The organism is Enterococcus sp. BWR-S5 (assembly GCF_016745255.1).
Classification (GTDB): Bacteria; Bacillota; Bacilli; order Lactobacillales; family Enterococcaceae; genus Enterococcus_L.
The window spans coordinates 80,411-94,722 of record NZ_JADOEQ010000005.1 but is presented as its reverse complement, the minus strand read 5'-3'; the positions used below and the strand labels follow the sequence as shown (position 1 = coordinate 94,722).

Annotated in this window: 12 protein-coding genes; 5 read left to right on the top strand and 7 right to left on the bottom strand. The window is 39.8% G+C overall.

Going from position 1 to position 14,312, the window contains the following annotated elements; translation table 11 throughout:
* Nucleotides 1-85 precede the first annotated feature (85 nt).
* Nucleotides 86-484, bottom strand: coding sequence for an SRPBCC family protein (locus IW510_RS08105; protein ID WP_202058434.1), 399 nt, complete (start codon nucleotides 482-484; stop codon nucleotides 86-88).
* A 57-nt stretch (nucleotides 485-541) separates the two neighbouring features.
* Complete coding sequence (locus tag IW510_RS08100) at nucleotides 542-1,009, bottom strand: VOC family protein (protein ID WP_202058433.1); 468 nt, start codon at nucleotides 1,007-1,009, stop codon at nucleotides 542-544.
* 224 nt (nucleotides 1,010-1,233) lie between these two features.
* Between IW510_RS08100 and IW510_RS08095 the strand changes: the two genes are divergently transcribed.
* The 4 genes from IW510_RS08095 to IW510_RS08080 all read left to right on the top strand — a co-directional run bounded on the left by IW510_RS08095 (nucleotide 1,234) and on the right by IW510_RS08080 (nucleotide 6,079).
* Entirely contained in the window at nucleotides 1,234-1,911 is a 678-nt protein-coding gene (locus tag IW510_RS08095) for a response regulator transcription factor (RefSeq protein ID WP_202058432.1), read from the top strand.
* Nucleotides 1,893-2,819 (top strand): sensor histidine kinase, encoded by a 927-nt coding sequence (locus IW510_RS08090; protein WP_202058430.1) that lies wholly within the window; start codon nucleotides 1,893-1,895, stop codon nucleotides 2,817-2,819. Before IW510_RS08095 ends, IW510_RS08090 begins: the two co-directional genes overlap by 19 nt.
* Nucleotides 2,820-2,907: 88 nt before the next feature.
* Nucleotides 2,908-3,579 carry an ABC transporter ATP-binding protein gene (locus IW510_RS08085; RefSeq protein ID WP_202058429.1) on the top strand — a complete coding sequence of 224 codons (672 nt, stop codon included), beginning with the start codon at nucleotides 2,908-2,910 and terminating at the stop codon, nucleotides 3,577-3,579.
* Between the two features lies 1 nt (nucleotide 3,580).
* Nucleotides 3,581-6,079: an ABC transporter permease gene (locus tag IW510_RS08080; protein ID WP_202058428.1), complete on the top strand. Its 2,499-nt coding sequence runs from the start codon at nucleotides 3,581-3,583 to the stop codon at nucleotides 6,077-6,079.
* 89 nt (nucleotides 6,080-6,168) lie between these two features.
* Here the strand turns inward: IW510_RS08080 and IW510_RS08075 are convergent, their stop codons facing one another.
* The 5 genes from IW510_RS08075 to IW510_RS08055 all read right to left on the bottom strand — a co-directional run bounded on the left by IW510_RS08075 (nucleotide 6,169) and on the right by IW510_RS08055 (nucleotide 13,261).
* Entirely contained in the window at nucleotides 6,169-7,671 is a 1,503-nt protein-coding gene (locus IW510_RS08075) for a DUF1846 domain-containing protein (protein WP_202058427.1), read from the bottom strand.
* Between the two features lie 313 nt (nucleotides 7,672-7,984).
* Nucleotides 7,985-10,456, bottom strand: coding sequence for a polysaccharide lyase 8 family protein (locus IW510_RS08070; RefSeq protein WP_202058426.1), 2,472 nt, complete (start codon nucleotides 10,454-10,456; stop codon nucleotides 7,985-7,987).
* A 275-nt stretch (nucleotides 10,457-10,731) separates the two neighbouring features.
* Complete coding sequence (locus IW510_RS08065; protein ID WP_202058425.1) at nucleotides 10,732-11,532, bottom strand: PTS system mannose/fructose/sorbose family transporter subunit IID; 801 nt, start codon at nucleotides 11,530-11,532, stop codon at nucleotides 10,732-10,734.
* The gene (locus IW510_RS08060; protein ID WP_202058424.1) at nucleotides 11,525-12,316 is read right to left on the bottom strand and encodes a PTS mannose/fructose/sorbose/N-acetylgalactosamine transporter subunit IIC; all 792 of its coding nucleotides are present in this window, start codon (nucleotides 12,314-12,316) and stop codon (nucleotides 11,525-11,527) included. Before IW510_RS08060 ends, IW510_RS08065 begins: the two co-directional genes overlap by 8 nt.
* 18 nt (nucleotides 12,317-12,334) lie before the next feature.
* On the bottom strand, nucleotides 12,335-13,261 hold the full coding sequence (locus IW510_RS08055; RefSeq protein WP_202058422.1) for a PTS mannose/fructose/sorbose transporter subunit IIAB: 927 nt from the start codon (nucleotides 13,259-13,261) through the stop codon (nucleotides 12,335-12,337).
* 241 nt (nucleotides 13,262-13,502) lie between these two features.
* Between IW510_RS08055 and IW510_RS08050 the strand changes: the two genes are divergently transcribed.
* A complete protein-coding gene (locus tag IW510_RS08050) occupies nucleotides 13,503-14,210 on the top strand; it encodes a GntR family transcriptional regulator (RefSeq protein ID WP_202058420.1) in 708 nt (235 codons plus the stop codon).
* Nucleotides 14,211-14,312: the final 102 nt, after the last annotated feature.

Genomic DNA, 14,312 nt, shown 5'->3' with positions numbered 1-14,312 from the left:
AGAGAGAATAAAAAACTTCCTACGAACCTTTTCCACTATCAGGTTCATAGGAAGTAATTTTTCCCGGCATACGCCTTTAATCTATTCATTTTTTTGCGATAGCTTGCTGTAAATCAGCGATATACTGTGCTTGCTGTTTTTTTAAATATCCCTTAACAAAGGGCTTCATCACTAGCTTTTTCGCTGTAATTATCTCTGTAAAATCAATTTCTGTCCGTCCATTTTTAGCTGTAAAACTGCCTGTCCAATGACCTTTGATGGTATCATTTTCCAAATCAAACGCCCAATACTTTGGCTCTTCAGAAGCAGTAACTCGAAAGGTTGTTGCGTACCCGTCTGGCGTATGCTCAATAAATTCCGTTTCGCTAACAATATCAATCCTGCTTATATCACTTCGCCAAGAATAATCGGTTAATGATGTTACTATTTGCCATATGGTTTGGCAGTCACAATCAAACATTGCTTTACTATTGACTGTTGTCATATGAGTTCCTCCACTGATTTAGCTTTTCATTCTTACAGCTTATAAATGTTTTTTCAATCAGCTGTTGATGATCTTTTCAATCATTTTATTTTTCATAAATGTCTTTTCCGCCAGCTCATCAATCGTCAATCCTTCATTATAGAGACGTTTAACCATTACCTTCAGCTCTTCCCCAACCTCTACGATATGTCCATCGGGATCATACAATCGAACAACTCTCTGCCCCCACGGCATAATCAGCTCTGAGCCAAGCCTTTCAACCTCAAAGCCTTCAAGCTTTTCCAAAAATGCATCAAAGTTTTCTTCTTCAAAATACATTTCCGTCACATTCCCACGATAAGTGAAAAACTCCTCTTTACAGTTTGTAAATGCTATCCACGAATTTTCTGTTTGAAGTGCAAGACCTCCAGTCAGTGTTGCATTTTCACCTAAATCAGAAATGACCCTTATTCCTATAATCTGTGTATAGAAGTTCTTTGATTTTTCAATATCCTTTACAACCAGCATCGGTCCTCTAAATTTCATCGTCTCGCTCCCTATTTGCTATTTTCATTTATTGTATCAAAATGAGGAAATGGGCATCACACATTCTCTGCCGTGAAATGCTAGGAGGATTTTTTGTATCATTTTCTCCCCATCTCCATCTTGCTCCATCATAAAACCAGCTGCCGAAAGATTTCACTAAATTCACTGTTCATTCGTCCAAAATATTGTATGATATAAAGTAAGAAAAATTGGAGGAGTAATCAATGAAGCAAATTTTATTGTTAGAAGACGATCAGGTTTTGCGAAAGGGAATCATTTTGTCATTAGGAGATGATTATCTTTTTACTGAGTGCAGTACAATCCAACAAGCCAGAGAAGCATTGCAAACAGCAGTGATGTTTGATTTATTCCTATTAGATATTCAATTACCTGATGGAAGTGGACTGGATTTTTGTCAAGAACTGAGAACAATCTCTCAAACACCAATCATTATGTTAACGGCAAATGATTCTGAATATGACATTGTTACCGGATTTGGCTATGGAGCCGATGATTACATCACAAAACCATTTAATCTTTCAATTTTACGTGCACGTGTAACAGCTGTCCTACGTCGAACAAGTCAGACACCAGTTTATTATGAGCAAAATGGCTTTTCCTTTGATTTTGAAAAAATGGAAGTAAAACAGGGAAATCAGCTGATTCCATTAAGCAACACAGAGTTCCGATTATTAAAGCTATTTGTTTCCAATCCGAATCGTGTACTAACAAGGGAGCAATTAATAGATGCGATTTGGTCCATAGATTCCAGCTTTGTCGATGAAAATGCTCTTTCTGTATCAGTGAACCGACTACGTAACAAATTGGTGCAGGATTCAAAAAAAATCGACCTAATCAAAACTGTTTACGGACTAGGCTATCGATGGGAAGTGAAGCCATGACCACTTCTCTGTTCTTTTTATTTACAGCTCCTTTGGTTTGCGGAGGAATGCTGGCCATTTTTGGTCTACATAAACTTTATGCGACACGCAGGATAATGGAACGGCTAGATGATTCTCTAGAAAAAGCTATCTCCCAAAGTCCTGTTACAGCCAAATTTGATGAGGCGTATGCTTCCCAGATAGAAGAAAAATTACATCGTTTCTTATCCATTCAACAATTGCAAACACAAAAAAGTCAATTGGAAAAAAAGCAAATTAAAGAGCTGATTGCAACCATCAGTCACCAAACAAAGACCCCTTTAACAAATATTATTTTATACAATCAATTGATTCAGGAAAAGAACAAGGAACCAACCATACAAAATTATGCAAATGAAATTGAGCAGCAATCTGATAAAATGCAGTTTTTTATTGAAAGGCTAATTAAAACGGCTTATCTGGAAGATGATTTAATTCAGCTTTCTAAAACAGAAAAAGCTATCCAGCCATTGCTGGTACAAGCCGTCGATTCGGTTACTCCCGCAGCAGAGAAAAAGCAAATTGAGCTTAGACTTCAAGACACATCTTTAGCGGTTTCTTATGATTTTCGCTGGACGCTCGAGGCAATTGTGAATGTATTGGAAAATGCGGTTAAATATTCCCCTTCCTACACAGAAATCTTCATCTCTTGTGAAGCCTACGAATTTTTTGTAAAAATAACTATTTCGGATCAAGGGATTGGCATCCCGGAAGAAGAACACGCTCAGATTTTCGAACGCTTTTATCGTGGAACAGCTGTCCGGGAATCAGATGGATTGGGAATTGGTCTTTACTTAGCGAGAGAAATTCTTTCCGGTCAAGGTGGATTCATTAAAGTTGCCAATAATAAAAAACAAGGAGCGTGTTTCAGTCTCTTTCTTCCAAAATAAGAATTCTTGCAAGGATGTAAGATTTGAGAAAGAAGTTTGAAAGGATGTTTCTGTATTCTAAAATTATCAAAATTAAGGAGAGTTGAAAATGGATAGTTTAAGAGCAGAACACCTGAAAAAATATTATGGATCAAAAGAAAATCAAGTCAAAGCATTAGATGATGTATCGATACGCGTTCAACAAGGTGAATTTGTCGCAATCGTTGGTACATCAGGCAGCGGAAAATCAACTTTGTTACACATGCTTGGCGGGTTAGATAAGTTAACAGACGGAGAAGTATGGATTGATCAACAGAATATCTCACAATTATCCGATGATGAGCTGACTATTTTTCGACGCAGAAGAATCGGCTTCATCTTCCAGAATTTTAATTTACTTCCATTGATGAATGTCTATGAAAACACTGTTTTACCTATTCAATTAGATGGTGGGAAAATAGATGAGTCCTATATCGATGCTGTATTGGACACATTGAATCTGAGTGAAAAAAAATTCGAGATGCCAAATAATTTATCCGGTGGTCAGCAGCAGCGTGTTGCTATCGCCAGAGCACTCGCTGCAAAGCCCTCAATCGTTCTTGCTGATGAGCCTACGGGCAATCTGGACAGCAAGACATCTATGGACGTTCTTGGACTAATGAAAACTACCAGTGAGCTCTTCTGCCAAACCATTGTTATGATTACTCATGATGAAGAGATTGCCCAGCTTGCCCATCGCATCATCCGCATAGAGGATGGAAAAGTAAAGGTTGGTGAGTAGCGTGATACGTGTAAACAATCGACCAATTATTCGTAAATTAGCAGGCGTTCAATTTAGAAGTCAAAAGACTCGTAATTTTCTACTGATGATTGCTGTGCTTCTCTCAACCTTTATGCTGACAACTGTCTGTAATCTTGGAATTACTTACTACTCCTCCCTAACAGACCAAAACATTTCAATAAATGGCAGTGACTATGATGCGATGCTTACAGGTCCCTCAGAGGCTCAGGTTGCAGCTGCAAAAAAAATGCCGGAGGTCTCAGCGGCCGGCATCATAGTTGGCTGTGTAACACTTACACAGTTTGGAGAAATACCTTTAACAACTTCACTTGCCTGGTCGGATGAAACAAACTGGGAAATACAGCTCAAGCCTGCTTTTGAATCCTTGGTAGGAGCCTACCCGGAAGCAAAAAATGAGCTCCTGCTTTCCAAGACTGCACTAAAAAAAATGGGCATTACCAAGCCACAGGTAGGCATGGTATTGGACTTGGAATTTGCTGCTTATGACGGGATAAAAAATGAACAATTTATACTTAGCGGCTACTTCAATGATTATTCAAATAAAAATCGGGGGTTTATCTCAAGAGATTTTCAAGAAATCTATGGAACAGCTTCGGATGATTTGGAACGTGGACGTCTTTACCTGAATTTCAACACACCATTTATTAATGAAAAGAAAGCCAAAAAAATGGAGGATCAGCTGCAGCTTAAAAAGAATCAACGGCTTCATATTGACACCGAACGTGGTGCACTTCTGTTGAGAATGGGAGCAGCAGTCCTCTTTCTAGTTTTTCTGATTACCCTCACTGCCTATTTGCTTATTCACAACATTCTTTTGATTTCTATTAATAAAGAAATTCGTTTTTATGGACTGCTTAAAACTGTAGGTACAACAAAAAAGCAAATTAGACAGATTGTCTATCGGCAAGTATTGATTGTAACTGCCATAGGAATTACCTTAGGCTTATTCCTAAGCGGTGTCAGTTCTCAGAAAATTGTTCCTCATATCTTAACTGCTGTCTCAATATACAATATACCCATTGCGATGAACTTTCATTTTTCCATATATCTAGTAGCGGCTATTTTCGTCCTACTGACAATTTTTTCCAGCAGTCTTAAGCCGGCCAAGATTGCCAGCCTCATTTCGCCTATTGAAGCACTTAATCATGAAGGCAGCCTGTCCTCAGGAAAAATGAAAATCAGAAAAAATGGCAGTAAGATTTATTTCATGGCCTGGACCAATATTTTTCGATACAAGAAACAGACATTGCTAGTTTTTCTTTCACTCTTTTTAGGTATCACATCATTTACCACTGTAGCAACACTTACATCAGCTAATGAAGCAGATAAAATTCTAACCGCCTTAAATATTACTGATATGGTGCTGACCAATAAAACCTCCGGCAGCGACGAACAGGTTCAACAATTCTCGCAAAAAACTATAGCAGAAATTGAAAGAATTGACGGGGTTGCGTCGGTTTATCCGATAACTGCTGTTACTCTGCCAATGACAAAACAGCAGATATTTACTGACTATTATAAGCAGGCCTTTGATGTATTTTATCATTATGACTTAGAAACCGGTATGGAAGAAATGGAAAAGCAACCTGCAAATTTCAACATGACCTTTATCGGATTAGATATAGAGCATTTGGATAAACTGGCCTCAGAACAGCAATTCACAATCGATCGAGAAGCTTTTCTTGCCGGTGAAATTGGTATCCTGACAAGCATTGGTCTGATGACTGATTCTCTAAAGGACACGATTTCCCAAAAAATCAGCTATCCCGCTTTTGGTTCTACAAAACAAATTACCAACAGTGCTGTTATTGAGTTTCTTCCTCGCGCTCAGTATAGTGAGTTTTATCCAGATATGGTCGTATCTAATGTTTTTTTAAAAAAGCTGATGAGTAGTAATGCTTTTGCTGAACAAGAAAAAGTGGACGGCGCAGTTCCTTTTGTCGATCATTTAGAAATAACTTACAAAGAAACTTACGATCGAAAAGCAGACCAAGCAATTCTTCATTTGATTCGCAACAACAACTTTATCGATTATGAATCAAAAATCAACCGCTACGATAACATGAAACAATCAGAAATACAATTGACTATCGTTGGAGGAAGCATTGCAGTGATTCTTGCATTACTAGGCTTGATGAACTATGTCAACTTAATGGTTACCAGCATCAACAGCCGTCTTAAAGAAATTGCAATCCTGCAAAGTGTTGGTATGACAAAAAGGCAACTGCAAAAAATGCTGTTGCTTGAAGGATTGATGTACAGTGGATTTTCACTTTTCCTCACCTCTACGGTTGGTACGGCTATTTCCTATTTGATTTTTACTACTTTGAATGAATATCAAGTCCCTTTTTCATTTCCTTGGCTTCTAATTATTGTGATTTATACCGCTGCGATTCTTATTTGTGTTAGCACCCCTTTGCTTGCCTTGAAGTATGTTCAACGCACCAGCGTTATTGAACAGCTTCGCCAAGCGCAATAAAATTCAGCCTTAAACAACGTAAAAAATACCGCCCACTACAAAAGCTGCTCTTTCGTAGTGGGCGGTTCATTCTGTTTCCAGATAATAGACTATTGGTGGTATAACTGCTCTGATGGAAACGCAGCAGTTGACGTGATATCGATTCCCAGCTTTCTCAATGCCTGCTCATTATTCTTGCTTAATATAACTGTTGAATGCGCTTGAGCGTCCTCCAGCTCAACCAGCTTTTCATAAGCTCGTTGGGCCGTTGGGTTGGTTACCGCACTAATTGCCAACGCAATCAACACTTCACTGACATCCAGTGAATGATCCTTCATGTGCATTTCATTCTTTTTCAAGTTCTGTATCGTTTCCAGCGTAATTGGTGATAATAAGTGAATATCATCATCAATTTTTGCCAAAGCCTTCACAGCATTTAAGATAACAGAAGCCGGTGCTTCCATCAGAGGGGTTGTCCGCCCTGTGATAATTTCTTTTGAAGGCAATTCCAATGCAATAACAGCTGCAGGGTCCTTCGTCTGAGACTCGAATTTTTCCGCATATGCATGTGCCGGCGCAACAACTTTACGATCCTCCGGTTTCAAACCAACCTCTTCCATAATTAAGCTGATTCGATTCACAGCCTCTTCATTGACCAGACCTTTTTTAAAGTCACATTCTGTTTGGAAATAACGACGGATAATTTCCTGACGTGAGGCCTCTTGAATAATCTCATCGTCGATAATTCCTGCCTCAATTCGATTTACACCCATATCTGTAGGTGATTTGTAAACAGATTCCTGATTGGTAATTTTCTCGATGATTCGCTTAATGACCGGAAATGTCTCGATATCTCGATTGTAGTTGACTGCCATCTTTCCATAATAATCCAAATGGAAGGAATCAATCATATTGACATCCCCTAAATCTGCTGTAGCCGCTTCATAGGCAATATTTAGCGGATGCTTCAAAGGAACATTCCACACTGGGAACGTTTCAAACTTTGAGTAGCCGGCAGCGTGTCCCTTTTTACTTTCATGATAAAGCTGATTCAAACAAGTAGCCAGCTTCCCACTTCCCGGTCCGGGAGCAGTAACAATCACAATCGGCTTCTCAGTTTCAATATATTCATTCTTTCCAAAGCCCTCGTTAGAAACGATTTTCTCAACGTTTATTGGATAATTTTCGATTGCTTCATGCTTATAGACCTTGATGTTTCTACGCTCCAGTTTATTGATAAACACTTTGGTTGCCGGTTGATTGTTGTATCGAGTGATAACCACGCTATTAATCAACAATCCATAGCCTCTTAGCTCATCAATCAAACGTAAAATGTCCATATCATAAGTGATGCCATAATCACCACGGATTTTGTTCCGCTCAATATCTCCGGCATACAAGCAAATCAGGATCTCCGCCTGATCTTTGAGTTTTTGCAGCAGCTTTACTTTGACATCTTCCTGAAAGCCCGGCAGCACTCGTTTTGCATGCTTGTCATCCACCAATTTACCACCAAATTCCAGATAAAGCTTATCATACTGATTTACTCGCTCCAGAATGTATTGGGATTGCTCTGTCAGATATTTCTCCGAATCAAATCCTATTTCTCTCACCAAGACTCCTCCTTATCGTTGAGACTGCCTCTTTCTCAAATTCTGAGTCAGTTTCTTGCGAGGATTGTTGTGTTTGCTCAAAAAAACACCCCTACATTCCTCGACCATTCCATAACATTCTTCCATTAATCTCCTCATTCGTCAACAAGAAACTGCACGAAAATTCTTCATTACTGATTTTTCGTTCATCTGCCCTATTTTTTCAGCAATAATCTAAGAAAAATCAGCAGCTCATTGTGACAAGCTGCTGATTTTATTTATCTGATTCCTCTTTATGCGTTTCGTTTTACTCACATGAGGAACAAACGATACTCTATTCCACGATAATTTGTTTACTGCCGCCATTGCTATTTGTAAAGTCTATCGTGAAAATGTCTTGCACACTATCATAGGTAATTCCTTCACTCATCGTCTGAATTGTTGCATAGTCCTTAGGAATCTTTACTTTCATGGTCACATTTGACTGCGTTGGCTCCGATAGAACATAGTGTTTTTCCGCTCCTTTTGCCTGTTTCAGCAAGGAAACTGGCTTATCTGAGCTGATACCCGTCACTGTTCCACCTGTGCTTTTCCATATATTGATTCCTGTATACCCTTCTTCTTCTAATGCTATTGCTTGAATATCTCGGGAGTTTTCCAGTACAGTTACCGGTTTATTCGCTGCATACTCCTTCAGCTCCGCTTCAGCAATACCCGGAAGCATCACATAGGCATAGTCTGAATCGCTTGGATGCTGCCCATGATTAATTAAGAACTTGCGGTAGTTTCCTGTATAAAGGTCATTACTTGGAAAAGCCTCATTGATTTCACTATAGGTTCCTGTACGTGCCTCACTGATAACATCGACAGTTTCTCCATTCGGGAAATAGTAGCCGATTGAGGCATTTTTGTGATTCGATTGCAACAGCAGCCATTCTTTACTGCTGCTCTCTGTCGGAGAGGTAATCGTTCCGTTATTTGACAGAACCTGATAATCGTAAGCATCATTCAGTAAACGGTTGTCTACCACAGTCTCTATCGTTGCGGTCGTATCACCCGTTATCCCAGCACCTAAAGCAACTACCTGACCATCCAAAATAAACCATGATTTTTTTCCTTGCAGATTCATTGGCAGAACCTGTCCGTTATTCTTCGTTCCTGACTTATTCAGTGACATTCCAACGACTGCTCTATCGTTTATAGCCACACCGCCGACCCATTTTTCTTTAGAGGTAACTGTTGTAAATGCGGAAATTTCATCCTGTAACGGAACTGTATCGACGGTTGTTCCAGGCAACCGATAGGGATCGACTGTCGGCCAATAGGCTTGATTGAATTGTACCTCGTCATCATTATACAAATACATCATTCCATCCGCAGTATGCCAGCCTCGTTTATTCTCCTTATTGCCGGCTTCAAAGGAAGAAATACGGTTAGAATACAAGCTTAAGCTCAACATATATTCCGGTGTTCTCTGAACGAATCTGTCCATTGATGCATACATCTGTGTACCAACAAACGGTAGTTGATTACCAATAATTGAAGAATCATTAAGCAGTGAAAGCGTCATCAAAAGGTCGTTGTAGTCTCTTGTATTGGTCAAATAATAGGTTTCGTTTTCTTTCATCCAATACTTTACTGCTTCCTTCAGCTTCTGCTGACTGTTGGTGTCCGCAAATTTCGCAACAATCAATAAATTGTACATCGTGGTTGAGCCATAACCGCTTTTATTTTTGGAAGGCGCTCTTGAGATTGAGCGTCCATTCACACCCGGCAGCATTTCGCCTTGATAAATCAACGGTAGAAAGGCCCGCTCCACATTTGTCACAAAGCCATCTACGACCTCCGGAGCCAACTCGAACTCAGAATCCTTCGTAATACTCAAAATTTGACCTACCCCCTTCATCAACACATTTCCATAAGAGCCTGTATAGGGAATATTATTGTGCTGAATAAAGGAACCATCTGCATAGAAGCCGTCCCCTTTTGCTACAAGCTCAAACACATCGATAATACTCTCTGAGGCTTGACGAATCTTGCTCGCATCCTCCTGTAGAATACCTAAGCCTAAAACAGTTTGCGCTAAATCAGTGCGATTCGCACCGGAAGTTACAAAATTAGGGATGAAAGCCAAATCAACAAATACACCTTGAGGCTTCGTATAGAGCTGTTTATATGGGTCAGGGACATAGCCGCTAATCGCTGTGATATATTGCTGTACTTTTTCAGCTGGTAATTCACCCTTCAAAACCATTAGAATACCGACAAATTTCTGGGGAATGCCAATTTGCCAATCCCACCAGTTGCCATGATATTTCTTTCCATCATACCCCTTGTTGGTAATCATAAAGTCTAACCCACTTTCAACTGCTGAAAGAATAACTGGGTCTTTATAGTACGCAGTTCCCTTAGTTCCATAAGCCAAAGTCAGCTTTTGTAATTTAGTAAATTGAGTAGTTAAATCAGCTGAAGGCGTGTTTCCTGCTTCAAGAGGCCAAAGATAGGTTCTATCTGGGTCTTTATCCATTTTTTGATATAAATCTTCTGCCGCTGCCGAGAGGGCTTGGACATAATTAGCAATTTCCGGTACCTGTGCATCATAGTCATCTGACACCAGCTGCGCCCGCCATTTTTGTTGAAGCTCCTGATAGCTCGATGCTTCTTTTTGCACAGATTGACCGTTTTGTTGATAAGACTCTGCAGTGGATGGTTCTTCTGCTGCCGCCGAAACACTGCTGTAGAAAGCAGCTCCTGTTAAGATAGAACAACTGATTAGTAAGATAGCATTTTTATAGCTTGATAGCATATTTGCACGTCCTCTTCATTTAATAGTTCTCCCCTAGTGCCCGTTTCTATTTATAGAACTGTCCAGCATATTGCTTCAACCCTTTCCCCCTTCCAAAACTGACAGCTTATATATTTTTCAACCCGCTGACCCAATTCAACAGATTGAAAAGATAAAACAATTCTTCTACATAGACTGCTTCATAAGTGGCCGATGGACCTCTAACATTGATTTTTTGACTCAAAAAAAGCCATAGAATCCATCGAAAAGGTATTCTACAGCTTTTTTATCCCAGACTATCCTAATATTCCAAATGCACTTAATGCAATAGACAGAATTAGAATCAACCAAATTACTCGAGTTGAATTCAATTTTTTCTGTCCTAACATCCAGTACGTCAGCATTACTAATAGGATAGGAACTAGAGATGGCAAGATTGCATCCAAGGTGTCTTGAATGACCAGTTCAACGCCATCTTTTTTGTATACAAATGGAACGGTTGCCTTCACGACAGAAGGAATCAGCGCACCAATTACAGTCACTCCAAGAACAGTTGCTGCATTTGTAAAAGCAGCTAGTTTATCTTTTAACGTAGTAACAAGCTTCACACCTTGTTTATAGCCTAATGGCAATAATGCCGCCCGAGCAAATAATAAAGCAATATTGGCAATAATCCAGATAACACAGCCTACAACTGAACCATTTTGAGCAAGCGTGCCGGCAACTGAACCAAAGATTGTTCCCCAGATGACGTGGAATAAGGAATCTCCTACACCAGCCAGTGAGCCCATCAATGCTGTTTTTAGTGCGACAATTGTTTCTTTAGCTTTATACCCGTCTTGCTCTTCAATAGCCACGTCAATCCCCATGATTAAATTACCGAAGATAGCATTCGTATTGAAAAACTGATTATGGGTACGCAGCATATCTTGAAGCTGAGTTTCGTCATGTCCGTAGAACTTTTTCAAAACAGGCAAAATCCCATAAAGATAACCGGTACTCATCATACGCTCGTAGTTCCAGTTCAACTGACTTCCTAAAATATAACGCCAGCTGATGGCATTTAATTCTTTTTTCGTTAATTTTTGATTACTCATCCCCATCAAATCCTCCTTCTAAAGTCTCTGAACCTGAAGCTGACTGTGCCATTGGCTTTTCACTGTCACGTTTGAATACCAGCATAGCAGCAACCACACCAATGATTGAAACTCCCAGCATCGGTACTTGCAGGTAAGCAGCTAAAAAGAAGCCTAGCAGTAAATAAGGAATATATTGTTTTGTCGGCAGGTAGCGCAGCAAAATCGCCACACCTACAACAGGCAGTACGCCTCCGGCAGTCTTCAAACCTGTCATTAGCCATTCCGGTGTGTTTTCAGTGATTGTTGTTACTGCAGCATCACCAACCAGAAGCATCAACAAAATCGGAATCGCACGAGACAATCCCCAAAGGAATGAACCGGACAAGACAAAGCGAGGAATACGATTCACCTGCATATTGTCAATTGCTTTATCTACACGGTGTAACAGATAAACGTTACAGAAACGAGCAACAACGTCCAATTGAAGCATTAGTAAGGACACGGGAACGGCTAAGCCGATTCCATATTCTGCGCCTTTTCCTGAGATGACTGCAAAGGCTGTACCTAACACAGCACCTGTAAAGTAATCGGGTACTGAAGCGCCCCCAAAGGCCGCAATTCCTAAACGCATCAACTGTAGTGTTCCACCAACCATCAATCCTGTCTTAATATCCCCCATAATCATCCCGGAAATCATTCCGGCGATTGCCGGCTGTGTCAAAGTATTTGAAATAAGTGAGTCATTGATTGCAATAAATGCATAAACCGTAATAAGAATGATTTGATACGCCGCTAAATGCATGATTTTTTCCTCCTAAATTTAATTTCTCAGCTTTTCCATAAAATCAATTGATGGATCATTTGGAACAAGCTGTGCTGTTATTGTTATTCCCTTTGAAGCGATTGACTCAAACACTTGCTCTTCGTCCTGCATTACCTGAATGCTTTTAGTTACCTCACGGGCGCCATCCTTATAGCTCATATTTCCAACATTAATTGTCTCAAAACTGCCGCCTGCTTCTAAAAATCGCAAAGCATCTGTTGGGTTTTTAAATAGTAAAAACAATCGCTGCTTCCCATATTTTCCCTTTTGAATATTTTCTGCTGCCTCTGAAACGGGTAAAACAGAGAGGCGCATTGCTGTTGGCGCGGCCATACGAAGAGAAGATTTCTGCAATGGATCTGCCGCTGCTTCATCATTAGCGACAATGATTCGCTGTGTATTCAGACTGGTTGTCCAAATTCCTGCCACCTGTCCATGAATCAGCCGTTCGTCAATTCGAGTATTCACAAGGTTCGCTTGACCTTCATAGTCCTTGTATTTTTCCAAATCAGTTCCTTTGGCTTGAACACTTGGTACGTCCTCAGTCTGCTTCATTTTTGCTTTTGCATCAATCAAGCTGTCTTTAGAAAGTTTGACCAGCTCTTGTGCCGTGAGCTGTGGATTCACTGCTGCTTCTATTACCAATGGAAGAGACATGCCTGCTACGATTTCTACTTGTTCATCTTCCAAATAGTTTTTTATTGCTACATTGCAAGGCGTTCCGCCAGCCAAATCTGCTATAATGAGCGTTTTTCCGTTAAGGGCTTTCATTTTTGAAAGCAACTCATTTTCAAATTGGATATTGTCTCCATCCGGTTGCAGAGAGACTGTGCTTATTTGATCCTGTTGGCCTACAATCATCTCAAGACTGCTTTTGACCCCTTCTGCCATACCACCATGACTGATTAATAAAATATTCCTCACTTGATTTCCCTCCTATATCGCGTGGGTCGCCTCCACTTAACATGTTATATCGCTTACAAACATACTATATCACATGTTAATTCATTCGTAAACCTAATATCTTAATATATTGAGTTTTTCTTGATATTTTATTCTATGACTATTATATTTTAGATAGCGCTAAAAATGAAGCGATTGCTAAAGTTAAGTTGACATGTTATCCTTAAAGGTATAGTTAGCTATAGAAAAGGAGGCACTTTCTGTGGTCCCAAAATATGAACAAATCAAACAAGACCTTTTAAGTGAAATAAAAAACCATAGATTTATTCCAGGCGATAAATTTTATTCTGAAGCAGATATCAAACGAAATTACTCTGTCAGCTCGATAACAGCTGTTAAAGCGTTGAATGAGCTAACCAGTGCCGGCTATCTTTACCGTATACAAGGAAAGGGAACCTTCGTATCAAAATCGAAAGTCTCTCAAAACGTGAAGTTTTCTGATATTGAGCTTCATTCGCTGGATACTGAAACAGTTGATGTCCTTTCCATTCATGAAGAAAAGGAACCTGACATTTTAAAGGAATTAGGACTGCCCGGCAGCGGCTCATACTACAAAATCTTGCGCGTTCGCTCATTCGATGGAATTCCTTTCTTAGTCCATATGACACATTTGCCAAAGAAATTGGTGAAGGAACCAATTTCTGAAGACCTTTCAGCCTATACCAGTGTATACGAAAAGGTACGAAAAGACTTCGACATTGATCTTTTCTCCTTGTCGTCTATCGAGACAAACGAGATTGTCTTTCCTGATGATCCGGAGCTCCTAAATCTTTTGAATCTCAGCTTTCGTGAACCGGCAGTCAAACAGGTGAAGCACTCCTACCTGCCGGATAGAAGCGTGGCAGAATATATTATTAGCTATAAGCACTGGAAATATTTCAAAACAAAAATAGAAGTGGAAGCCGAATAAGCTTCTACTCCTCAAGGAATAAGCAGGGCATATTTCTTTTTTATGCTCTACTCAATTATTCATAGAACCAAAAAACCATGATGCAGTCATCACGGTTTTTTG